The sequence below is a fragment of the Tsuneonella flava genome, from assembly GCF_002870965.1.
Lineage (GTDB): Bacteria > Pseudomonadota > Alphaproteobacteria > Sphingomonadales > Sphingomonadaceae > Tsuneonella > Tsuneonella flava.
The window spans coordinates 195,597-215,220 of sequence record NZ_PHSO01000005.1 but is presented as its reverse complement, the minus strand read 5'-3'; the positions used below and the strand labels follow the sequence as shown (position 1 = coordinate 215,220).

The 19,624-nt window shown below is 59.7% G+C and carries 26 protein-coding genes; 12 read left to right on the top strand and 14 right to left on the bottom strand.

Annotated features, from left to right (window positions below; genetic code table 11):
- Nucleotides 1–18 precede the first annotated feature (18 nt).
- From CV013_RS08105 to CV013_RS08095, 3 genes are read left to right on the top strand one after another with little or no spacing between them, the layout of a single operon-like run.
- A complete protein-coding gene (locus CV013_RS08105; protein WP_102154770.1) occupies nt 19–1,476 on the top strand; it encodes a TolC family outer membrane protein in 1,458 nt (485 codons plus the stop codon).
- Nucleotides 1,477–1,530: 54 nt separating this feature from the next.
- The gene (locus CV013_RS08100) at nt 1,531–2,043 is read left to right on the top strand and encodes a DUF2497 domain-containing protein (RefSeq protein WP_102154769.1); all 513 of its coding nucleotides are present in this window, start codon (nt 1,531–1,533) and stop codon (nt 2,041–2,043) included.
- A 47-nt stretch (nt 2,044–2,090) separates the two neighbouring features.
- Entirely contained in the window at nt 2,091–2,474 is a 384-nt protein-coding gene (locus CV013_RS08095; protein WP_102154768.1) for a (2Fe-2S) ferredoxin domain-containing protein, read from the top strand.
- A gap of 299 nt (nt 2,475–2,773) precedes the next feature.
- On the opposite strand, the gene CV013_RS08090 is transcribed toward CV013_RS08095, so the two are convergent.
- Complete coding sequence (locus CV013_RS08090; RefSeq protein ID WP_102154767.1) at nt 2,774–3,088, bottom strand: hypothetical protein; 315 nt, start codon at nt 3,086–3,088, stop codon at nt 2,774–2,776.
- A gap of 113 nt (nt 3,089–3,201) precedes the next feature.
- On the opposite strand from CV013_RS08090, the gene CV013_RS08085 reads away from it, so the two are divergent.
- From CV013_RS08085 to xth, 3 genes are read left to right on the top strand one after another with little or no spacing between them, the layout of a single operon-like run.
- A complete protein-coding gene (locus CV013_RS08085) occupies nt 3,202–3,633 on the top strand; it encodes a CBS domain-containing protein (protein WP_102154766.1) in 432 nt (143 codons plus the stop codon).
- 37 nt (nt 3,634–3,670) lie between these two features.
- Complete coding sequence (locus tag CV013_RS08080; protein WP_102154765.1) at nt 3,671–4,000, top strand: HesB/IscA family protein; 330 nt, start codon at nt 3,671–3,673, stop codon at nt 3,998–4,000.
- Between the two features lie 10 nt (nt 4,001–4,010).
- Nucleotides 4,011–4,784 carry an exodeoxyribonuclease III gene (xth, locus tag CV013_RS08075; protein WP_102154764.1) on the top strand — a complete coding sequence of 258 codons (774 nt, stop codon included), beginning with the start codon at nt 4,011–4,013 and terminating at the stop codon, nt 4,782–4,784.
- A gap of 35 nt (nt 4,785–4,819) precedes the next feature.
- On the opposite strand, the gene CV013_RS08070 is transcribed toward xth, so the two are convergent.
- From CV013_RS08070 to CV013_RS08025, 10 genes are all read right to left on the bottom strand, one after another.
- Nucleotides 4,820–5,497 (bottom strand): cell wall hydrolase, encoded by a 678-nt coding sequence (locus tag CV013_RS08070; RefSeq protein WP_102154763.1) that lies wholly within the window; start codon nt 5,495–5,497, stop codon nt 4,820–4,822.
- Between the two features lie 210 nt (nt 5,498–5,707).
- The gene (locus CV013_RS08065; protein WP_102154762.1) at nt 5,708–6,043 is read right to left on the bottom strand and encodes a DUF1491 family protein; all 336 of its coding nucleotides are present in this window, start codon (nt 6,041–6,043) and stop codon (nt 5,708–5,710) included.
- 2 nt (nt 6,044–6,045) lie between these two features.
- Nucleotides 6,046–6,531 carry a PaaI family thioesterase gene (locus tag CV013_RS08060; protein ID WP_223805170.1) on the bottom strand — a complete coding sequence of 162 codons (486 nt, stop codon included), beginning with the start codon at nt 6,529–6,531 and terminating at the stop codon, nt 6,046–6,048.
- A complete protein-coding gene (locus CV013_RS08055; RefSeq protein WP_102155132.1) occupies nt 6,518–6,979 on the bottom strand; it encodes a PTS sugar transporter subunit IIA in 462 nt (153 codons plus the stop codon). Before CV013_RS08055 ends, CV013_RS08060 begins: the two co-directional genes overlap by 14 nt.
- A 78-nt stretch (nt 6,980–7,057) precedes the next feature.
- A complete protein-coding gene (hpf, locus tag CV013_RS08050) occupies nt 7,058–7,627 on the bottom strand; it encodes a ribosome hibernation-promoting factor, HPF/YfiA family (RefSeq protein WP_102154761.1) in 570 nt (189 codons plus the stop codon).
- A 56-nt stretch (nt 7,628–7,683) separates the two neighbouring features.
- Nucleotides 7,684–8,376 (bottom strand): DNA polymerase III subunit epsilon, encoded by a 693-nt coding sequence (gene dnaQ / locus CV013_RS08045; RefSeq protein ID WP_102154760.1) that lies wholly within the window; start codon nt 8,374–8,376, stop codon nt 7,684–7,686.
- Nucleotides 8,377–8,438: 62 nt separating this feature from the next.
- A complete protein-coding gene (gene coaE, locus CV013_RS08040; RefSeq protein ID WP_102154759.1) occupies nt 8,439–9,032 on the bottom strand; it encodes a dephospho-CoA kinase in 594 nt (197 codons plus the stop codon).
- Nucleotides 9,029–9,904, bottom strand: coding sequence for a shikimate dehydrogenase (aroE, locus tag CV013_RS08035; protein ID WP_102154758.1), 876 nt, complete (start codon nt 9,902–9,904; stop codon nt 9,029–9,031). Before aroE ends, coaE begins: the two co-directional genes overlap by 4 nt.
- Nucleotides 9,901–10,488: a Maf family protein gene (locus tag CV013_RS08030; protein WP_102154757.1), complete on the bottom strand. Its 588-nt coding sequence runs from the start codon at nt 10,486–10,488 to the stop codon at nt 9,901–9,903. Before CV013_RS08030 ends, aroE begins: the two co-directional genes overlap by 4 nt.
- Complete coding sequence (locus tag CV013_RS08025; RefSeq protein ID WP_102154756.1) at nt 10,485–11,330, bottom strand: pyruvate, water dikinase regulatory protein; 846 nt, start codon at nt 11,328–11,330, stop codon at nt 10,485–10,487. The genes CV013_RS08030 and CV013_RS08025 overlap by 4 nt, the downstream gene beginning before the upstream one ends.
- 325 nt (nt 11,331–11,655) lie before the next feature.
- Here CV013_RS08025 and hemE point away from each other — a divergent pair, with 325 nt between their 5' ends.
- The 4 genes from hemE to CV013_RS08005 all read left to right on the top strand — a co-directional run bounded on the left by hemE (nt 11,656) and on the right by CV013_RS08005 (nt 15,130).
- Nucleotides 11,656–12,681: a uroporphyrinogen decarboxylase gene (gene hemE, locus CV013_RS08020; protein WP_102154755.1), complete on the top strand. Its 1,026-nt coding sequence runs from the start codon at nt 11,656–11,658 to the stop codon at nt 12,679–12,681.
- A 49-nt stretch (nt 12,682–12,730) separates the two neighbouring features.
- Nucleotides 12,731–13,156, top strand: coding sequence for a CopD family protein (locus CV013_RS08015; RefSeq protein WP_232806570.1), 426 nt, complete (start codon nt 12,731–12,733; stop codon nt 13,154–13,156).
- Between the two features lie 171 nt (nt 13,157–13,327).
- Nucleotides 13,328–14,593, top strand: a complete 1,266-nt coding sequence (gene rho / locus CV013_RS08010; protein ID WP_102154753.1) for a transcription termination factor Rho — start codon at nt 13,328–13,330, stop codon at nt 14,591–14,593.
- Nucleotides 14,594–14,599: 6 nt separating this feature from the next.
- Nucleotides 14,600–15,130 carry an AAA family ATPase gene (locus tag CV013_RS08005; RefSeq protein WP_102154752.1) on the top strand — a complete coding sequence of 177 codons (531 nt, stop codon included), beginning with the start codon at nt 14,600–14,602 and terminating at the stop codon, nt 15,128–15,130.
- On the opposite strand, the gene CV013_RS08000 is transcribed toward CV013_RS08005, so the two are convergent.
- The 3 genes from CV013_RS08000 to CV013_RS07990 are packed head-to-tail and all read right to left on the bottom strand — an operon-like array spanning nt 15,122 to nt 17,837.
- On the bottom strand, nt 15,122–15,520 hold the full coding sequence (locus tag CV013_RS08000; protein ID WP_102154751.1) for a nuclear transport factor 2 family protein: 399 nt from the start codon (nt 15,518–15,520) through the stop codon (nt 15,122–15,124). The two genes, CV013_RS08005 and CV013_RS08000, sit on opposite strands and share 9 nt — an antisense overlap.
- Entirely contained in the window at nt 15,517–17,139 is a 1,623-nt protein-coding gene (locus CV013_RS07995) for an FMN-binding glutamate synthase family protein (RefSeq protein WP_102154750.1), read from the bottom strand. Before CV013_RS07995 ends, CV013_RS08000 begins: the two co-directional genes overlap by 4 nt.
- A complete protein-coding gene (locus tag CV013_RS07990) occupies nt 17,139–17,837 on the bottom strand; it encodes a dienelactone hydrolase family protein (RefSeq protein ID WP_102154749.1) in 699 nt (232 codons plus the stop codon). Before CV013_RS07990 ends, CV013_RS07995 begins: the two co-directional genes overlap by 1 nt.
- 100 nt (nt 17,838–17,937) lie before the next feature.
- On the opposite strand from CV013_RS07990, the gene CV013_RS07985 reads away from it, so the two are divergent.
- Together CV013_RS07985 and mnmE are read left to right on the top strand one after the other, a co-directional pair.
- A complete protein-coding gene (locus CV013_RS07985) occupies nt 17,938–18,213 on the top strand; it encodes a DUF6489 family protein (protein ID WP_102154748.1) in 276 nt (91 codons plus the stop codon).
- Nucleotides 18,214–18,261: 48 nt separating this feature from the next.
- Nucleotides 18,262–19,533 (top strand): tRNA uridine-5-carboxymethylaminomethyl(34) synthesis GTPase MnmE, encoded by a 1,272-nt coding sequence (gene mnmE / locus CV013_RS07980; protein WP_102154747.1) that lies wholly within the window; start codon nt 18,262–18,264, stop codon nt 19,531–19,533.
- The last annotated feature ends 91 nt before the right edge of the window (nt 19,534–19,624 follow it).

The window sequence follows — 19,624 nt, the reverse complement described above, 5'->3', positions numbered from 1 at the left end:
CACTGCAGGGCCGCACTGATGGCTGGGGCCGTATTGACGGCCGCTGCCGCTGTTCCGGCCCACGCCGACACTCTGCGCGACGCACTGGAAGCTGCCTATCGCGGCAACCCGACACTGGAAGCGGCCCGCGCGCAACAGCGCGCGACAGACGAAAACGTCCCGCTGCAGAAGGCTGCCGGCCGCCCAAGTGTGACCACGAATTCGCAGTACATCGAATTCGTCAAATCCAGCTCGACCAGCCTGATTGCCCCCAAACGCAACGTAGTCGCCAACCTCGATCTGGCAGTGCCTATCTATTCCGGCGGAGCGGTCAGGAACGGGATCAAGGCCGCTGAAACCCGCGTGCAGGCGGGCAGGGCGGATTTGCGCGGCACCGAATCCTCGGTCTTCAGCCAGGTCGTGGCCGCTTATATGGACGTGATCCGCGCCGAAGCGCTGGTCGCTTTGTCGGCCAATCAGGTGAAAGTGCTGGGCGTGAACGTCCAGTCGACCAGCGACCGGTTCGAGATTGGCGATCTTACCCGCACCGATGTCGCGCAGTCGCAGGCCCGCCTCGCCACCGCGCAGAGCGATCTGGAAAGCGCGCAGTCGAACCTGATCGCCGCGCGGGAAAACTACATTGCGATTGTCGGCCTCGCGCCCGACAATCTGCAGGCACCGCCACCGCTGCCCGGTTTGCCCGACAGTCTGGAAGATGCCGTATCCACCGCGCTGGTCGAAAATCCCGACCTGATCGCCGCGCGCGAACGGGCGAAAGCCGCCGGATACGATATCGATGTGGCCGGGGCCGCTCGCCTGCCCACTGTGTCGCTGTTCACCGGCGGCACGTATAACAATTATCTCGGCTCGCTCGAAAGCGGGGCGGTCGCAACCAGCTATCCGCAAACTTCCACTGCAGTGCAGGCGGGGGTTCAGCTGAGCCTGCCGCTGTATCAGGGCGGCCGTCCGGCGGCGCAGGAACGACAGGCGCAGGCCCGCTCTTCCGCTGCGCTGGAACAACAGATCGGTGCCGAACGCAGCCTGATCGCGCAGGTCCGCTCGGCTTATGCCAGCTGGAAGGCGTCACAGGCGATCATCGAAAGCAGCCAGCAGGCAATCGATGCGGCTTCGCTCAGCCTCGAAGGGGTGCAGGCGGAAAACACCGTCGGTAACCGTACGATTCTGGACATTCTCAACGCGGAACAGGAACTGGTACAGGCCCGCGCGCAACTGGTGACCGCACGGCGCAATGCCTATGTTGCCGGTTTCAGTCTGCTGGCGGCGATGGGCCGGGCGGAGGCGCGCGATCTGGGGCTGGGCGACGATGGCCCGCTGTATGATCCGGCGGTCTATTATGACCGGGTGCAGGGCAAGTGGAACGATTGGGCCCACGATCCCGATCCGCAGACGCAATCGACACGAACCGTTGACATCCCGGCTCCCGGAGCGGAGATTCCTCCGTCCGCCGAATCAGTGACCGAGACACCCGGCAACTGATTCGCCACAGGCGGTATGGGATCAACTGAGGCAGGTTACGGGGGCAACATGCCAATGCGACAAGACGGCGAAGCTTCGGTCGAGGAAATCCTCGAATCGATCAAGAAAGTGATCGCCCGCGATAATCGCAATATCGCGATGGAAACCCGCAAGCGCCGCGAAAGCGACGGGCTGGCAGAAATCGCCCGCGTGATGGATTCCCCGCCGCCTGCCAGCGATATCGCAGACGACGAAGAGATCCTCGATCTCGGCACGAGCCATCTGGCAGAAGAAGTCCCCTCGGCCGATTCCACGACCGACATTAGCGACGATGAGGATGACGATCTCGGCCCGCTGACGACCGAGGCAGTGCGCGACGCCATGCGCGATAACCTCGCCGCACTGGCGATGCTGGCCGAACCCGGCAAGCCGCCACAAATCGTGCGGTCGGGCGAAACGTCGCTGGAAGAACTGACACGCAGCCTGCTGCGCCCGATGCTGGCCGAATGGCTCGATCGCAACTTGCCCGAGATTGTCGAGCGTCTGGTGAAAGCCGAAATCAGCCGGATCGCCGGCAAGCGCAGTTAGTCGCGCAGGGCTTCCCGCAGCCGGGTCGAGTCACTACATCGCCCGGTATGAGCACACCTGCCAACTCTCAGGCCGACCTGCAAAAAGCCCGCAACGCACTGTCGAAAATCGGCGGCGAACAAATGAAGCGCCAGATTTTCCTCTGTGCCGTATCTGACAAGCAGAAATGCTGTCGCCGCGAAGACGGCGAACGCGCGTGGAAATATCTCAAGCGGCGGCTGAAAGAGCTGGGGCTAGCCGGATCGGTCGTGCAACGTACCAAGGCCGATTGCCTGCAAGTATGCGAGGCCGGGCCGATCGCCGTCGTGTGGCCCGATCAGGTCTGGTATCATTCGTGCGACGAGGCAGCGCTGGAAAAGATAATCCAGCAGCACCTGATCGGCGGAGAGCCGGTGGAGGAACTGCGCCTGCGAGGCAGCGCGAAGGGCTGACGCGGCCAGAATACGCCCACAGCGACGGTCGCGATTGAGGCAAGGCTTGGCTCATGGATTGCCACGTCGCTACGCTCCTCGCAATGACGAGGGGCCGGGTAAGGCGATGAATGCTGGCTTCCTGCCGACGCCACTCCCGCACCCGCTTACCCTTTTCGTCATTGCGAACGCAGTGAAGCAATCCATGGTGCGAGGGCACTTCTTATAGGGACAGTTGTGGCGGAAACGACGTACCTACACGAACTGCCGCGCCGCTCCTCGAAATAACCAGGCGAAAGGCGATCCAATGGAAGGCGGCGCTAATCCTGCTTGCCCGACCGGTCTTCCCCGTCGAACGGATCGCTGACGGCAGCATCGTGCCCGGTGCCGTTCGACAGGAACATCAGCCCCATCAGCGCCCCGGCCAGCAGCATGGTGAAGGTCACGCCCAGCCCGGTGGCGATATAGAAGTGGATCGATGCATCTTCCACCGTCAGCCACAGGCCGACAAGCGAAGCGATCACGACAACGACTGTCACCCCGCCCACAATCTGCATCATGCGCCGGTATTTGTTCCAGGCGAACGCAGCATTCGTGGGATCGTCGAGCGGGGAAGGGGGCGGAGGGGTTTTCACAGGCCCCACATGGGCCTTGCGGAACGGGATGGCAATGCCTGCTGCTGGCCTTTCACGGCAGATCGTGGCATTCTTGCGCGCAAGATAAAGACATATAATGGGGAGATCGAACGATGGATATTGCCCAACTGATTGCAGGCCGCGCCAGTTCGGATATCGTGACCTGCGATGTCGATGTGCCGATGCGCGAAGCGCTTGCGGTGCTTGCTACCCGTCGAATCGGGGCACTGCCGGTGATGCGTCACGGCGAAGTGGCCGGCATTTTTTCGGAACGCGATGTCGTCTATTGTCTGGGGCAGGAAGGCGAGGCGAGCCTTTCCAAACCGCTGGGCGAAGTGATGACCGCGCCTGCCATTACAGTGGAGCCGGGCACATCGGTGGACGAAGCGCTGGGGCTGATGACCCGGCGGCGCATCCGCCACCTGCCAGTTATTCAGAACGGGCAGATGTGCGGTTTCATCTCGATCGGCGATCTGGTGAAGGCGCAGGTCGATGCCATCGCCACCGAAGCCGAAGCGATGCGGACTTATATCCAGTCGGCATGATCTTGAGTGGGGGCGGCAGTCTCCCTACATCGTATCTATGGCCGATCCGCTCATCCTGACCCCGTCTGCTGCCAAACGCGTGGCGGCGATTGCTCAACGCCAGTCGAAACCGGCGATCCTGCGCCTTTCGGTCGAAGGGGGCGGTTGCTCGGGCTTCCAGTACAAATTCGACCTGTCCGACGCTGCCGAGACCGACGACAGCGTCAGCGAGACCGACGGGGTTAAGCTGGTGGTCGATCCGGTCAGTCACGATCTGGTAGCGGGCAGCACGGTCGATTTCGTCGAATCGCTGGGCGGCGCCGCATTCCGGGTCGAAAACCCGCAAGCGGCCGCCGGTTGCGGTTGCGGTTCCAGCTTCGGCATCTAATAGTCGCCGGATGCGGATTGCATCCTTCAATATCAACGGCGTCAAAGCACGCCTGCCCCGCCTGATCGAATGGCTGGAAGAAACCCGGCCCACGGTCGCCTGCCTGCAGGAAATCAAAAGCCAGGACGAAGGCTTCCCGGCCGAGGCTTTCGAGAAAATCGGCTATCGCGCGATCTGGCATGGCCAGAAGGGCTTTAACGGGGTCGCCATTCTGGCCGATGGGATCGAACCCGTCGAAACCCAGCGCACCCTGCCGGGGGACCCGGACGACGATCATTCGCGCTATATCGAAGCCGACGTGAACGGGGTGCGGATCGCATGCATCTATCTTCCCAATGGCAATCCGGTGCCGGGGCCGAAATTCGAATACAAGCTGGCATGGATGGAGCGACTGCGCGCCCGCATGCGCGATTTGTGGGATCAGGAAATTCCCTGCACGGTAGTAGGCGATTTCAACGTTATTCCAGAAGATAAAGACGTCTGGTCGCCTAAGGCGATGGCCGCCGATGCGCTGATGCAACCCGAATCGCGCGATGCCTATGCCCGTTTACTGGGCGATGGGTGGACCGATGCCATCGATACACTCAACCCGCGCGGCGGGGTGTGGACATTCTGGGATTATCAGGCTGGCGGGTGGCAGCGGGACCACGGGTTTCGCATCGATCACTTGCTGCTCAGCCCCGAACTGGCCGACCGGATGACCGCGGCCGGGGTCGATCGTGAGTATCGCGGACGCGAAAAAGCCAGCGATCACACCCCTGTGTGGGTGGATATCGCTGGCTAATTCATCCGGCTTGCAGGAGCTGGCCAGCAGCGGCCTTACTTGTAAAATACGTGTGAGCTGATCGTCGCGGCGGCCACGCGGTTGCGGCTCCAGCGCGGGTTCACGCGGCGAGCGTGGAAATACAGCGCATCATCGGCCTTGCTTTCCCACAGATCTTCGTGAGCGATCCGGGCAATTGCCTTCGCACGCTTCCACGCGGCAGAGGCCGTGCGGATATGCGGCATACGCCCGCCCCGCACGAACGAGAACTGCGAACGCTGATAGACAACACCGCAATAGTCCGACGGAAAGGCGCTCGATTCAGCGCGATTGATGATGACTTTCGCCACAGCAAGCTGGCCGACGAGCGGCTCACCACGGGATTCGAAATAGATCGCACCGGCGAGGCACTTCATCTGCCGCGACAGCTTTTCGCCGGAAGGCACCGTTGCGACAAGCTGACGTAGCGAACCGGCGTTGCTCAGCAGTGCGTCCACATCGGCATCGTTGCCGTCAGCCGCCTGATCTTCGGATTGTTCGGTAATCGCCTGCACGACCGGTTCTGACACGAACTGGACGTTTTCTGCCTGCGGGACCGTTTCTTCGGTCAGCGGCAGAGCAGCCTGGGGTTGGTTCTCGCCCGGTTGAGCATTTGCGCCGGAACCATCGGCGAACGAGAGCGTAAACACTGTCGTCGCGGCGATTGCCGCGAGAGTGGCGCGATGAAACTTCATTTATCCGTCGGTTTAGGCGGTGGACGCGCCCGACGCAGACTGGGAACCCTTAGCGCATTGCATGCGTTAACAGTGGGTTCTGCACATTGCCTGCCGGCCGCCCCCCGTCTGCGCGCTGACCGGCCGACCCCATGTCGCCCGAGCCGCCTGCGCCCGTAAAGGTGGCGGCGCAAATAGATGCTGCAGCCGCGAAGTCAACTCTGGTAACGATTATCCCGGTAAACCTGCGATGAGCCGTTCTTCATCAGCGACGTCCACCTCTATTAACCACAGATCGGGGTCGCGGAGCCGTCGTCGATCAAGGTATTCTGAAAATTCCGATTTGTTTTCAGTGTCTTCTGATTTTGTACGCACAAAAGAACGGGTACCATCCATCTGTGGCATACGTTCGTATATTGCGGCGGGTTTATCACGATCGATAATTACGATGGCCACTGTCCCGGCATCGCGTTCACCGCGCGCAAGCACTGTAGCGAAGCCGCCCTGCGACTCAGCCAGGCGGCGAATCGCGGCAACTTCCAGATGGGCAGGAAGGCGCGCATCCATCGCTATACGGGATCGGAGTAGCCGGGCAGGCTGGAGAGCGGAATGCGCGAACGCATGAACGTGCCGGTGCCCCGCCCGATTTCCTCTCCCTCCGCGTCGATCAGGCGCGATTCGCCTACCAGCACGCGCTTGCGCCCGCTGATCCAGCGACCTTCGGCGATTACCTCTCCCGATTTTACCGGCTTAGTGAAATGCAGGTTGAACGACGTGGTCAGCAGGAAACGATCGGTAATCCGGGTGTTCGCCGCGTAAAATGCGGCATCGTCGAGCATCTTGAAATAGACCGTGCCGTGCGCCGCGCCAGCCGCGTGATAGACTCGCTCGTCTATCGTAAAATGAATGCGGGCCGCGCCGTCGCCGGTGATTTCCAGCCGGGAATTGAACAGGCGGTTGACCGGCGCGGCGGCATAGAGCCGTTCCAGCGCGCGATGGTGCAGGGCGGCCCCATGGGGATTCGCGCCATCGGGGATATCGTCAGGCAGCGTCACGATCCGACGCGTTTGTCAGCAAGGCATAGAGCGCTTCGGTATCCTGCGCTTCAGTCAGCGCACGATGCATATCTTCGTCGCGCACCATCCGCGACAGCGCGGCCAGCGCATGGAGATGTGTCGCGCCGGAATTGGTCGGCGACAACAGGCCAATCACAATATCGACCGGCATATTGTCCGCTGCATCGAAATCGACCGAACTTTCCAGCTTGAGAAGCGCCGCCACCGGGCGAGCCAGCCCATCGATCCGGGCATGCGGCAGTGCAACCGAACGACCGAACCCGGTGCTGCCCAGCGCTTCGCGTTCTTCCAGCCCTTCGAGCACAGCCGTCCGGTCGAGCGAATAGACTTTTGCGAAACGGGTCGCGAGAGCTTCGATAATGGAGCGCTTGTCGTGCAGGTCATCGACCCACACAGCCTCCGGCAGCAATTTGAAGATAACGTTCATCATGGTCTTAAAAAACCAAACACTCGATCATGGAAAAGGAGAGGACCGATCACGTATCCTCTCCCCGAAGATCGCGATCTACCGCGGTTCGACCCAGCCGATCGAACCATCACCGCGGCGGTAAACCATATTGTGCCGCCCAGTTCCAGCGTTTTTGAACAACATAGCGTTGGTATCACGCAGATCGAGCATCATCACCGCGTCGGCAACGCTGGCCTCTGGAATATCGGCGGTGGTTTCCGCGATAATCATCGGCGCATCGCCACCCGTCTCTTCTTCCGCATCTTCTTCGGGGGCGGCGAAGATCGTGTAGGCGGCCTCTTCTTCCAGCACGGCCTGCTGGCTTTGCGCGTTGCGGTCCTGCAGGCGCCGCTTATACCGGCGGAGCTGCTTATCCAGCTTTTCCGCAGCCGCATCGGCAGCCTGATGGGCATCCTGCGCCACGCCATGCGCCTTGAGGATAAGGCCATGCATCACATGCGTCACGATATCGCAACTGAACGCGCCGGCAGGTGCTTTGCCAAACGTGACATTGGACGACAGCGCACGATTGAAATACTTATCGACGATAGCGTTAAGCCGATCGGCAACGTGTTCCTGCAGCGCAGCGCCGGTTTCGATCTGGTGGCCTGAAACGCGAATATCCATCGTCAATCTACTCCTCTTCTGGTGCGACCACTAGCGATCGCTCACATTCGGAACGTTCAACTGTTCCAAATCGCTCCGTCCATCCGGCCGATAAATGCGCGATGGCGGGCCAATTCTTCTTCCGACGCGGAATGCGGACGCGGTGGGCGGAATTCGCGCCGCCGTTCAGGGCGCGCGGGCATGCCCACTACATCATCGTCACCGCCAACCTCGCCAGCCGCCAGCTCCAGCCCGATCTGGCGGCCGCCGGTCAGTTCGACATAAAGCTGTGCCAGCAATTCGGCATCGAGCAATGCGCCGTGTTTGATACGGTGGCTGCGGTCGATGCCATAGCGGGTGCACAATGCGTCCAGCGTCAGTTTGGCACCCGGATGCCGCCGCTTGGCAATTGCAATGGTATCCACCATCCGGTCGAGCGACACCGGTTCGCGCCCGGCTATTTCCAGCTCGGCATTAAGAAAGCCGAAATCGAAACTGGCATTGTGCGCCACCAGCGGTGCATCGCCGATAAAGGCCAGCAGCTCATCCACCTGTTCATGAAACCGTGGCTTGTCCGACAAGAACGCCGCCGACAAGCCATGCACCGCCTCCGCCGCAGCAGGCATATCGCGATCGGGATTGTAATAGGCGTGGAAGGTCTGGCCCGTGGCCACGCGATTGACCATTTCGATACAGCCAATCTCAACCATCCGATCACCTGTCTTGTGATCCAGCCCGGTGGTTTCGGTATCGAAAACGATCTCGCGCATCAGCAACTATATCGCCCTGAAACCCCCTTGTGACAAGGGCACGACTCACGAATTCGCGGCAGTTATCGGTCAGTCAGCGCAGTAACGAGTCGTTTCACCCGCTGGCGGGTTTCAGCCAGAGTCGTGCCGGTATCGATCACATGATCTGCGCGCGCGCGCTTTTCCGCATCGGGCACTTGCAGCGACAGGATATGAGCGAACTTGTCCGGCGTCATGCCTGGGCGGGCGAGTACGCGTGTCCGCTGGGTTTCCGCCGGTGCCGACACCACGGCAACAACATCGACCTGCTCCACCCCGCCTTTTTCGAACAATAGCGGAATGTCGAACACCACCAGCGGTTGCCCGGCATGTTCGATCATGAACGCACCGCGCTCTTCCGCGACCGCCGGGTGCACGATAGCCTCCAGCCGGGCGAGCGCGGCCTTATCGCCGAACACCTGTTCGCCCAGCGCCTCTCGCCGCACACCAGCGGGGCCGGTCGATCCGGGAAACGCCGCCTCTATCGCAGGGACAAGTGCCCCGCCCGGCCCCTGCAATCGCCGCACCGTGGCATCGGCATCGAACACCGGCACACCCAGTTCCATGAACATTTCCGCTACGGTCGATTTGCCCATGCCGATCGAACCGGTCAGGCCGAGAATGACTGGCCGCGTCACGCCAGCAACCTTTCGCGCAGGGCGGCCTCAGTTTCCACGTCGCGCAGAGCGGGCTTGTCGAAGAATTTCCCGAATGCCACCGCGGCTTGCCCGATCAGCATCGACAATCCATCAATGGTGTGCAGCCCCTGCGAACGGGCACCAGTCAGAAACGGGGTGTCGAGCGGATCGGTAACAATATCGTATGCTACCGATCCCGGCGGCGCATGGCTCCAGTCGAAAGTAAGCGGCGGTTGCCCGCGCATTCCCAACGGGGATGCATTGACCACGAGATCGAGGCATCCCTCGCGATCGTCGAACGGAAAATCGGTCGCATCGGCAAAGTGTGCCAGATCGATGGCGTAATGTTCCCCCGCCGGATCGAGCGTGTCGAGCAGATCGCGAGCCTTGTCGGGATTGCGACCCGCCAGCACCAGAGTGAAGCCCTCACCGGCCAGCGCAGCGACAATCGCCCGCGCAGCGCCACCTGTGCCGATTATCCGGGCCATGCGGAAATAATGCGCCTGCGCCAGCCGCGCCGCCAGCGGTTCGAGAAAACCGGCTGCATCGGTATTATATCCGACAAGCGCATCACCTTCCCGAACGATCGTGTTCACTGCCCCGATCCGATCCGCAATGGGATCGAGACGATCGATCAGCGGGATCACCGCCTGTTTGTGCGGCATCGTCACGTTGCATCCCCGCCATTCGGCATCCGCCCGGCGCGATGCGAGATAATCCGGCAGGCCCCCATCGGCCACCAGAGTGGCGCGATAGTCAGCGTCAATCGCCAGTCTTTCCAACCAGAAGCCATGAATCACGGGCGATTTACTTTGAGCAATCGGATACCCGATCACTTCGGAATAGGGCTTTACCGGTGCGGCGGGGCTCATGCCTGCATTACTCCCAGATCGCGCAGTGCGCCAAGCACTTTAATCAATGGCATACCCAGCACAGTGAACTGATCGCCTTCTATTGCCTGGAACAACTGCACACCCCGCGCCTCGATCCGAAAGCAACCGACGCAGCCGTCGATTTCGGGCCATTCGGCATCGAGATAGCTTTCGATGAACCCATCCGACAGATCGCGAACATGCAGCCGGGCAAGATCGCCTCCGCTCCATAACACCTTACCATCCCGCGCCAGCGCCGCCCCGCTATGCAGCTTCATTGGCTTGCCCGAAAATTCCCGCAAGTGACGCGCGGCATCCGCACGCGACACAGGCTTGTCGAAGCGTTTTCCGCCAACGCTGACCAGTGAATCGCTGCCCAGCACCAGATGCCCCGGATTGGTATTGGCTACAGCGATGGCCTTCGCCTCAGCCAGTGCCAGCGCCACATGCGCCGGAACGCTGTTGCCAAGTTCCGCCTCTATCGCCCGTTCATCGACATCGGCAGGTATCGCTTCGTAAGCTACCCCGGCTGCGTCGAGCATAGCGCGGCGGCTAGCGCTTTTGGATGCAAGGATCAGGGTCATATTGGCTTGGGCCCCACGACCGGAGGAATCTCGCGCGCTTCGCGTTCGTTATACAGCTTGATCACCGCAGCGGCGGTTTCCTCAATCGACCGCCTGGTCACATCGATCACCGGCCAGGCATTGTCGGCAAACATGCGGCGGGCAAAGCGCACTTCTTCGGCCACCCGCTCCGCATCGACATAAGTGCTTTCCTGCCCGTCTGCGATTGTCAGCAACCGGTTCCGCCGCACCTGTACCAGACGTTCGGGCGCGGTCGTCAGGCCAACTACCATCGGGCGGCGCAGGCGGAACAGCAGATCGGGCGGCGGGCTTTCCACTACCAGCGGGATATTGGCGACCTTATACCCGCGATTGGCGAGATAGATGCTGGTCGGTGTTTTCGAACTGCGCGACACCCCCGCCAGAATGATATCGGCGTCTTCCCAGTCTTCGTATGCAATCCCGTCGTCATGTGCGATCGTATAATGAATCGCCTCCACCCGCTTGAAATAGGCATCGTCCATCGAATGCTGGCGGCCGGGGCGACCATGGGCGGCCTGACCCAGTTGCGTTTCCAACGCCTCTGTCACGGCATCGAGCACGGGGACGGCAGGCAAGCCGAGGGTACGACAATGCTCCTCCAGCCGGGTACGGGTTTCGGCATTGACCAGCGTGAACAGCACCAGCCCCGGATTGGCGGCCAGATCGGGCACGATCCGGTCGAGATGCTGGCGGCTGCGAACCATTGGCCAGAAATGGCGCTGAATATCGGTTTCCTCGAACTGCGCGAGGGCCGCCTTGGCGATCATCTCCAGCGTTTCGCCGGTGGAATCCGATAGCAGATGAAGGTGGAGACGCGGCATTGGTGACAGGCTCTGACGAGTTGTGGACAAGTACCGGCATAAACCATGGGACAGAGCTGCGGACAAGCGAAGCCCACCTTTTCATACCCACTACGAGTCCGCCAACCGGCGAGTTGTGGACAGGTTCGCTGACCTTTCCCCAGGCTGGGGACAGCGGGGATAACCTTTGGTTGACGCGGAATTGTAATGATTCGTTGGCCCATTTGCCCTGTTCAGCGGGGGAGAAATCGGGCAGGGCACGGCTGTCCCCACAATCCACAGGGCCAACAGACTCCATCATCTTATATAAGAATCTTATTTGTATTGGATTGGACCTTTAAAAACGATGCCCGGTCTCCTTCTCGATACCCTGCGCGGAACGCGCGCTGACACGGTTCCCATGTGGCTGATGCGCCAGGCTGGACGCTACCTTCCCGAATACCGCGAGTTGCGGGCGGACAAAGGCGGGTTCCTTGAACTGGTGTACGATACGCAAGCCGCAGCAGAGGTTACGATTCAACCGATTCGCCGGTTCGGATTTGACGGTGCCATCCTGTTTTCCGACATTCTGATCGTGCCCTATGCGATGGGACAGGATCTGGCATTTCTGGCGGGCGAGGGGCCGCAACTGAGTCCAAGGCTGGTCGATTGTACGCTCTCGTCGCTTCAGGCGGTTCCTCAGCGCCTCGAGCCGATCTATGCCACCGTGACCAGCGTGAAGGCCCAACTTAGCCCTGAGACTACCTTGCTGGGCTTCGCAGGTAGCCCGTGGACCGTTGCGACGTATATGGTGAATGGTGAAGGCAGCCGCGATCAGCACGAGGCGCGGGCCATGGCCTACCGCGATCCGGCGGGATTCAGCGCGATCATCGATGCAATCGTGGATGTGACGGTCGAATATCTGGTGGGTCAGATCGAAGCGGGCGCCGAAGCAGTGCAGTTGTTCGATTCATGGGCCGGTAGTCTCGCACCAGACGAATTTGCCCGGTGGGTCATTGCCCCCAATGCAGCCATTACCGCGGCGTTGCATCAGCGGTGTCCCGGTGTCCCGGTAATCGGTTTTCCAAAGGGCGCGGGCGAGAAATTGCCGCTTTATGCGCGCGATACCGGTGTGGATGCCGTGGGTGTGGATGAAACCATCGACCCCGAATGGGCCGCACGCGAACTGCCAGGCGGGATGCCGGTGCAGGGCAATCTCGATCCTCTGTTGCTGTTGTCGGGTGGAGAGGCGCTGGAGATGCGAGCGCAAACGATTCTGCGCGCATTTGCCGATCGTCCGCACGTGTTCAATCTCGGCCACGGGATCGACCGGCGTACTCCGATCGAACACGTTGAACGGTTGAAAACCACAGTTCGTAGCTGGAGGGGGTGACTATGCGGCTTTCAACGCCTATCTGGGCATCATGCAAGGCGCGCTGGCGATGACGTACCTGTGGCTGAAGGCCGGTCACATCATTTTCGTGATTTTCTGGATGGCGGGGCTGTTCATGCTCCCACGCTATTTCGTGTATCATCAGGAAACCGAAATTGGCTCTGCGGAAGATTCCAAATGGATTGACCGCGAGCGTAAGTTGCTCAAGATTATTCTTAATCCATCGATGGTGGTCGTGTGGGTGTTCGGGATTTTGCTCGCAACCAGCCAGCATCTGTGGGGCGAGCCCTGGCTTCATGCCAAGCTGTTTCTCGTGTTGCTGCTGTCTGGCTATCACGGGTGGATGGCGGGTTATGCGAAGAAGCTGGCCCGCGGGGAACGGACCCTGGGAGACAAACAGCTCCGCCTGCTCAACGAAGTACCGGGGATTGTCGCTGCGCTGGTGGTAGTGCTGGTGATCGTCCGTCCGATATAACCGGACGACGAACCGCATACGCATTCGATTGACGCCGCTCGCGGCACGCAGTATTTCCCCTGCCTATCAACCGGCTTCGGGCTGCATCGCATTTTCAGCGATCCGCCCCGGTCCGCTTTCTCCAAGCCCAGATGACCGGCCGGCCGTGACACCTCCAACTGGAATCATTCCATGCATTTGAAAGAACTGAAGAAAAAAGCGCCGGCCGAGCTCGTGAGCATGGCCGAAGAACTGGGCGTCGAAGGCGCCAGCACGATGCGGCGGCAGGATCTGCTGTTTTCCATCCTGCGCGAACTCGCTGAAGACGAAGAATACGAAGAAAAAATCATGGGTATCGGCACGATCGAAGTGCTGAGCGATGGTTTTGGATTTCTTCGTAGCCCGGAAGCGAACTATCTCGCCGGGCCGGACGATATTTACGTGTCGCCCAATCAGGTCCGTAAATGGGGCCTTCGCACCGGCGACACCGTCGAAGGTGAAATTCGTGCGCCCAAGGAAGGCGAGCGCTATTTCGCGTTGACCAGCCTTACCGCGGTCAATTACGACAGCCCTGACGCTGTTCGCCACCGGACCAATTTCGACAACCTGACGCCGCTGTACCCGGAAGAGAAACTGTCGCTCGATACGCTCGACCCGACAGTGAAGGACAAAAGCGCGCGGGTGATCGATATTATCAGCCCGCAGGGCAAGGGGCAGCGTGCTCTGATCGTCGCTCCGCCGCGCACTGGTAAGACGGTGTTGCTGCAGAATATCGCTAAGGCGATCACCGACAATCACCCGGAAGTGTTCCTGCTGGTTTTGCTGGTGGACGAACGCCCGGAAGAAGTGACCGACATGCAGCGCAGCGTGAAGGGCGAAGTGATCTCTTCCACGTTTGACGAACCGGCGCAGCGCCACGTTCAAGTTGCTGAAATGGTGATCGAAAAGGCGAAACGTCTGGTCGAACATAAGAAGGACGTCGTGATCCTGCTGGACTCGATCACTCGTCTCGGTCGGGCGTACAACACCGTTGTGCCGAGCAGCGGCAAAGTGTTGACCGGCGGTGTCGATGCCAACGCGCTCCAGCGGCCCAAGCGTTTCTTCGGCGCGGCGCGTAATATCGAGGAGGGCGGCTCGCTGTCGATTATCGCCACCGCACTGATAGACACCGGCAGCCGGATGGACGAAGTGATCTTCGAAGAATTCAAGGGCACCGGTAACAGCGAAATCGTGCTCGACCGCAAGGTGGCCGACAAGCGTATCTTCCCCGCGCTGGATGTCGGCAAGAGCGGCACCCGCAAGGAAGAATTGCTGGTGGAGAAGGACAAGCTCTCCAAGATGTGGGTCCTGCGCCGTATTCTGATGCAGATGGGCACTATCGATGCGATGGAATTCCTTCTCGACAAGATGAAGGATTCCAAGACCAACGAAGATTTCTTCGCAACAATGAATCAGTAAACGGCCATGCCCGGCCCGATCCGTGCGGTGGTTACCGGTGGCCCGGGCGCGGGCAAGTCGACATTGCTGGCCGAATTGGCGCGGCGCGGTTTCTCCATTGAGGAAGAGGCTGCGCGCGCCATTCTGCAGGGTTCTGAGGGTATGGCTCTGCGGGAGCGCGACCCTAAAGGCTTTGCCGAGGCGATGTTTGCGCGAGAACAGGTCAGTTTCAAAAGAGCTGGTGAGCGTGATGGAGCTACCATATTCGACCGAGGGTTTCCCGATACAGTAGGTTTTCTGAGGCTTGAAGGCTTACCGGTGCCAGAAATGATGGACCGGATATGTCGCGATACTCGCTATAGCGGCCCGATCTTCCGCGCGCCACCGTGGCGGGAGATCTATCGTCCGGATGAGGAGCGGATTCAGGATTGGGATCAGGCGCGGGCCAGCGATGCCGCGGTTTGTGTCGCCTGGCGCGATTATGGATATGAGTTGATCGATCTGCCGTTTACCGAAGTGGCTGAGCGAGCCGATTTCGTGATCGAGTGTCTAGACTGATGCTTTCGCCAGATGAGCGCCCATCTTTTCCCACACTTTGTTGATCGCCTTTAGCGGGCGAACCATCACCTTGAAATCGGTGATCATTCCATCATCATCGAAAGTGATCAGGTCGATGCCGTTGATCTGCACGCCATCCAGCTCTGTGTAAAATTCCAGCAGCGCCTGATTTCCATCCAGCAATTCGCGCGCGTAGTGGAATTTATCGGTCTTCAACACCACGCCAGCTGCCGCGAGATAGGTGACGACAATGTCGCGCCCCATCTGCGGTGTATGGACCACCGGGGAATGGAACACGGCATCTTCGCGAATGATCGCCGCCAGTTCGTCGGGCTGGTTTCCGCCTTCCAGAACGCGATGCCAGTTCTCCAGCCCCTTGTGTGGCTTCATATCACCCTCTGGAAAGTGTGCGCCTGTGCGGCATTCCAGTATCGAGAATAGTGTGTCGAGTCAGGATCGGACAACAAAATGCCGTTGGGCAGGAAATCATAAATTCGATCGATTGCATGGGCCCGCGCGCTGTTGAGACGTTCGTTGATGTGATCGGGGGTGATTTGCCAGGGGTTATCGAGCCCCATAGCGACGACCATCGTCCGCAGAGCCTGAATGGTGGCATTCTGGAAGTTTGCGACACGTTCGGCCTTGTCTTCCACCACCAGACCGCGTTGCCGGGTCTTGTCTTGCGTTGCGATGCCGGTGGGGCAGGTATCTTCGTGGCATCGCATTGACTGAACACATCCGAGCGAAAACATCATCGCGCGCGCGGCATTACACCAGTCGGCACCCAGCCCGATATTCATCGCCAGGCCAGCACCGGAATGTACCTTGCCCGATGTTCCTAACTTGATTTCACCCTTTAAATCACAGCCTATCAATGCGTTACGGACAAGGATCAGGCCCTCGCGCAGTGGCATGCCAACACGGTTGGACAGTTCGACCGGGGCAGCGCCAGTGCCTCCCTCGGCACCATCGACGACGATGAAATCGAGCCGGATGCCGGTTTCGCGCATCGCCTTCATGATTGCGAATACTTCGTGCGGTTGGCCGACGCATAGTTTGATACCCACTGGCTTGCCACCCGACAGATCGCGCAGCCTGGCTGCCCATTCGAGCAATTCAATCGGCGTAGAAAAGGTGGAGTGGGCAGCGGGCGATACGCAATCCTGCCCAACTTTCACATGACGGGTTTCAGCGATTTCCTCGCTTACCTTCGGGCCTGGCAACACGCCGCCGTGACCCGGTTTGGCCCCCTGGCTAAGCTTGATTTCGACCATTTTGACCTGATCGATACTGGCCGTTTCGCTGAACAGGCCTTCATCGAAACCCCCTTTTTCATCGCGGCACCCAAAATATCCGCTACCGATTTCCCAAACGAGGTCGCCACCATGCGCGCGATGATATTTCGACAGGCCGCCTTCGCCGGTATCGTGATAGAATCCCCCAAGCGCGGCCCCTTTGTTCAGCGCCATGATCGCGTTGGCGGACAGCGAACCGAAACTCATCGCGGAAATGTTCAGCAAAGCAGCGGAATATGGACGTTTGCATTGCTCTGTACCGACTGTCACGCGCCAGTCTTTGGGAGCCTTTTCGTTCGGCACGATGGAATGGGCGAGCCACTCGTATTCATCGGAATAGACGTCCAGTTCGGTGCCGAAGGGGTGATCGTCCAGCGCCTTTTTGGCTCGCGCATAGACCAGTGAACGTTCGTCGTGGTTGAAGGGGCGACCTTCCAGATCGCCTTCGACTATATAGGCGCGGGCAAACGGGCGCAGGTCTTCCATTGCCCACCGGACTCTGGCGAGCAGGGGGTAATTGCGTCGCAATGAGTGTTCGTGCTGGAAGAAATCCCAGATGGCGAGTGCGAGCAACGGAAGCGTAGCGATCAGACCCCACCGCCACGGGCCACCGAGCCACAACAATAGCAGAGTGAAAACTGCCAATGTCAGCAGTGGCAGCATCCGTGCAAAGAGGTTTTCCGTGTGGTGACGCGTGGCGGCGCTAAAGATCATTACGCGAGGTGCTCCGCAAAAAAGGCTTCGGTACGGCTGTCGGCAAGAGTTGCGCCTTGTTCGTCACGACGCTTGCCGAACTGAGTGGCGAAGCCGTGATCCAATCCTGCATAGTCGTGCAACGTAACCTTGGGATGCTCATCAAGCCCTTCATGCATCGCTTTTTGTGCCTCAGGCGGGACGAATCCGTCGGCGGTCGGTATATGCAACATAAGTTGGTTGGATATGGCATGGCTTTCGCGCAGCAGATCGGGAAGGCCAACCGCATAATACCCGACAGATGCATCAACATCTGTGCGAGCCGCGGTCATATAGGCCAGACGCCCACCGAGGCAGTAACCCACGGCACCGACTTTCCTGCCGCCACTTTCCGTACGGGCCCATTTGATCGTTGCTTCGATGTCCCGGATACCCTGATCCTGATTGAACTTGCCCATCAGATCGAGTGCACGCTGAAATTCCGGCTCGATATCGGGGTCGAGTTCGATCCCCGGTTCCAGTCGCCAGAACAGGTCGGGCGCAACGGCTAGATAGCCTTGTTCCGCCAGCAGATCGCACTTACGGCGGATCCCGGCATTTACACCGAAGATTTCCTGTATAACGACAATGGCTGCTTTCGGTTCATTGGCCGGTTTAGCTACATATGCGGAAAAGCTGCCGTCGCCAGAAAGAGTATGGATCGTGGTTTCGGTAGTCACGCGATATCTCCCGTCTTTTGGATGCACATTTGAGCGTAGGGCTTGCGGATGGGGCGCGGCAAGCCAAGATGTATAACTTACGTATAACGGAGAAGCTGTAATGAAGGTCCATGTCGAAATCGATTGCACGCCGGAAGAAGCCCGGACCTTCATGGGATTGCCGGACGTTGGCCAGGCCAACGATGTCTATGTCGAGATGATGACGAAGGCGATGAAGGGTGTGGGTAGCACTGAAAAGCTTCAGGAATATGCCAATCAGCTCGCTCCGATGGGGCAGGTGGGAATGAAGCTGTTTCAGAATTTCATCGAAGGTGCGGTGAAGGCGCAGGGTGCGGCCAGCGGTGCAGCCGCGGGCAAATCTGATAAGGACAAGTAGGGATAAAGGGCGGGTAGCGAAGCAAAAATTCATCGTCCGGCTGTCCTGATGACCGACACTATCTTTGCCTTGTCCAGTGGCGCGCCGCCTGCCGCGATTGCTGTCGTAAGGATAAGTGGTCCGCGGGCTCGCGAAGCTTTGGCAGAGCTGTCAGGCAAAGTGCCTGAGCCACGGCGGGCCGTGGCGGCGCGGCTGTATAATTCCGCTGGCGATTTGCTCGATCGCGCGCTGGTTCTTTGGCTTCCGGGGCCGGGTACTGCGACGGGTGAAGATACGGTGGAGCTTCACCTCCACGGTGGGCGTGCGGTAGTATCCGTTGTGGAAGCTGCGCTGGATTCGGCGGGGTTGCGGCGCGCGCAGCCAGGAGAATTTACGCGCCGTGCTTTTGCCAATGGGCGAATCGATCTTGCCGAGGCAGAAGGACTGGCCGACCTGCTTGAGGCGGAGACGGAGCTGCAGCGGCGTGCGGCAATGGCATTGGCGTCGGGTGCATTATCGCGGACCGTCGATGACTGGCGCGAGCGTGTGTTGGGTCTTTCGGCGTTGGTCGAGGCGGTGCTCGATTTCGGAGATGAAGACGATGTCAGCGGTCTTCCCGGCAATTTCGGATCACGAGTCGATACGTTGGCGGGAGACATTGCCGACTGGCTGGCAAGGCCGCGTAGCGAACCGCTAAAGGCAGGGTTCAGAGTGGTGCTGGCAGGCCCGCCTAATGCTGGAAAGTCAAGCTTATTCAATGTTTTGTTGGAAAATGAAGCAGCAATTGTCTCTCCGATAGCAGGTACAACGCGTGACATTATCGAGCGCTCGGTCGCGATTGATGGAGTACCGTTCACCTTTGTCGACACCGCAGGCTTGCATGATGGTAGTGACGACGCGATTGAGCGCGAAGGAATCGGGCGGGCACAGGCAGCAATGGGTAATGCCGATCTGGTGCTCTGGCTTGGCCCGGAAGGGCAAGGGCCTGATGATGCCTGGGAGATTGAGAGCAAGGCCGATGCAGGTCATGCGACAAAGGCTTCTCCCAGATTGCGGGTGTCTGCCAGCGACGGCTTCGGTATTGGTGAGCTGAAACGTCAACTGATTGAACATGCCCGAACCTGTCTTCCCAAGCCGGGCGAGGGGGCTCTCAATGCCCGTCAGCATGGAATACTTCAGGATGCCTATGAGGCATTGCGCGGCATCGATGTTCAAAGAGATGCGTTGATAGTGGCTGAACAATTGCGTTCTGTCCGTGTGGCGTTTGATAGATTGACCGGGCGGGCGACAACGGAAGACATGCTGGATGCATTGTTTGGTCGTTTCTGTATCGGAAAATAGCTCCGATGTTTCACGTGAAACACGGTGAGTAGTGTGATGGTTGACTGGTTCCACGTGGAACAAGGCTTTGACCCGTTGGGATAGCTGCCGT

Coding starts and splice junctions, on each gene's coding strand:
- aroE (WP_102154758.1), bottom strand. CDS start 9,904: ATGAGCCCCGCCGCACCGGTAAAGCCCTATTCCGAAGTGATCGGGTAT.
- CV013_RS08065 (WP_102154762.1), bottom strand. CDS start 6,043: ATGGATGCGCGCCTTCCTGCCCATCTGGAAGTTGCCGCGATTCGCCGC.
- CV013_RS08085 (WP_102154766.1), top strand. CDS start 3,202: ATGGATATTGCCCAACTGATTGCAGGCCGCGCCAGTTCGGATATCGTG.
- dnaQ (WP_102154760.1), bottom strand. CDS start 8,376: ATGCGCGAGATCGTTTTCGATACCGAAACCACCGGGCTGGATCACAAG.
- CV013_RS08000 (WP_102154751.1), bottom strand. CDS start 15,520: ATGAAGCCACACAAGGGGCTGGAGAACTGGCATCGCGTTCTGGAAGGC.
- CV013_RS07995 (WP_102154750.1), bottom strand. CDS start 17,139: ATGATCTTTAGCGCCGCCACGCGTCACCACACGGAAAACCTCTTTGCA.
- CV013_RS08095 (WP_102154768.1), top strand. CDS start 2,091: ATGAGCACACCTGCCAACTCTCAGGCCGACCTGCAAAAAGCCCGCAAC.
- CV013_RS08015 (WP_232806570.1), top strand. CDS start 12,731: ATGACGTACCTGTGGCTGAAGGCCGGTCACATCATTTTCGTGATTTTC.
- CV013_RS08100 (WP_102154769.1), top strand. CDS start 1,531: ATGCGACAAGACGGCGAAGCTTCGGTCGAGGAAATCCTCGAATCGATC.
- CV013_RS08030 (WP_102154757.1), bottom strand. CDS start 10,488: ATGACCCTGATCCTTGCATCCAAAAGCGCTAGCCGCCGCGCTATGCTC.
- CV013_RS08025 (WP_102154756.1), bottom strand. CDS start 11,330: ATGCCGCGTCTCCACCTTCATCTGCTATCGGATTCCACCGGCGAAACG.
- CV013_RS08105 (WP_102154770.1), top strand. CDS start 19: ATGGCTGGGGCCGTATTGACGGCCGCTGCCGCTGTTCCGGCCCACGCC.
- hemE (WP_102154755.1), top strand. CDS start 11,656: ATGCCCGGTCTCCTTCTCGATACCCTGCGCGGAACGCGCGCTGACACG.
- CV013_RS08080 (WP_102154765.1), top strand. CDS start 3,671: ATGGCCGATCCGCTCATCCTGACCCCGTCTGCTGCCAAACGCGTGGCG.
- CV013_RS08005 (WP_102154752.1), top strand. CDS start 14,600: ATGCCCGGCCCGATCCGTGCGGTGGTTACCGGTGGCCCGGGCGCGGGC.
- mnmE (WP_102154747.1), top strand. CDS start 18,262: ATGACCGACACTATCTTTGCCTTGTCCAGTGGCGCGCCGCCTGCCGCG.
- hpf (WP_102154761.1), bottom strand. CDS start 7,627: ATGGATATTCGCGTTTCAGGCCACCAGATCGAAACCGGCGCTGCGCTG.
- CV013_RS08070 (WP_102154763.1), bottom strand. CDS start 5,497: ATGAAGTTTCATCGCGCCACTCTCGCGGCAATCGCCGCGACGACAGTG.
- xth (WP_102154764.1), top strand. CDS start 4,011: ATGCGGATTGCATCCTTCAATATCAACGGCGTCAAAGCACGCCTGCCC.
- rho (WP_102154753.1), top strand. CDS start 13,328: ATGCATTTGAAAGAACTGAAGAAAAAAGCGCCGGCCGAGCTCGTGAGC.
- CV013_RS08055 (WP_102155132.1), bottom strand. CDS start 6,979: ATGAACGTTATCTTCAAATTGCTGCCGGAGGCTGTGTGGGTCGATGAC.
- CV013_RS07985 (WP_102154748.1), top strand. CDS start 17,938: ATGAAGGTCCATGTCGAAATCGATTGCACGCCGGAAGAAGCCCGGACC.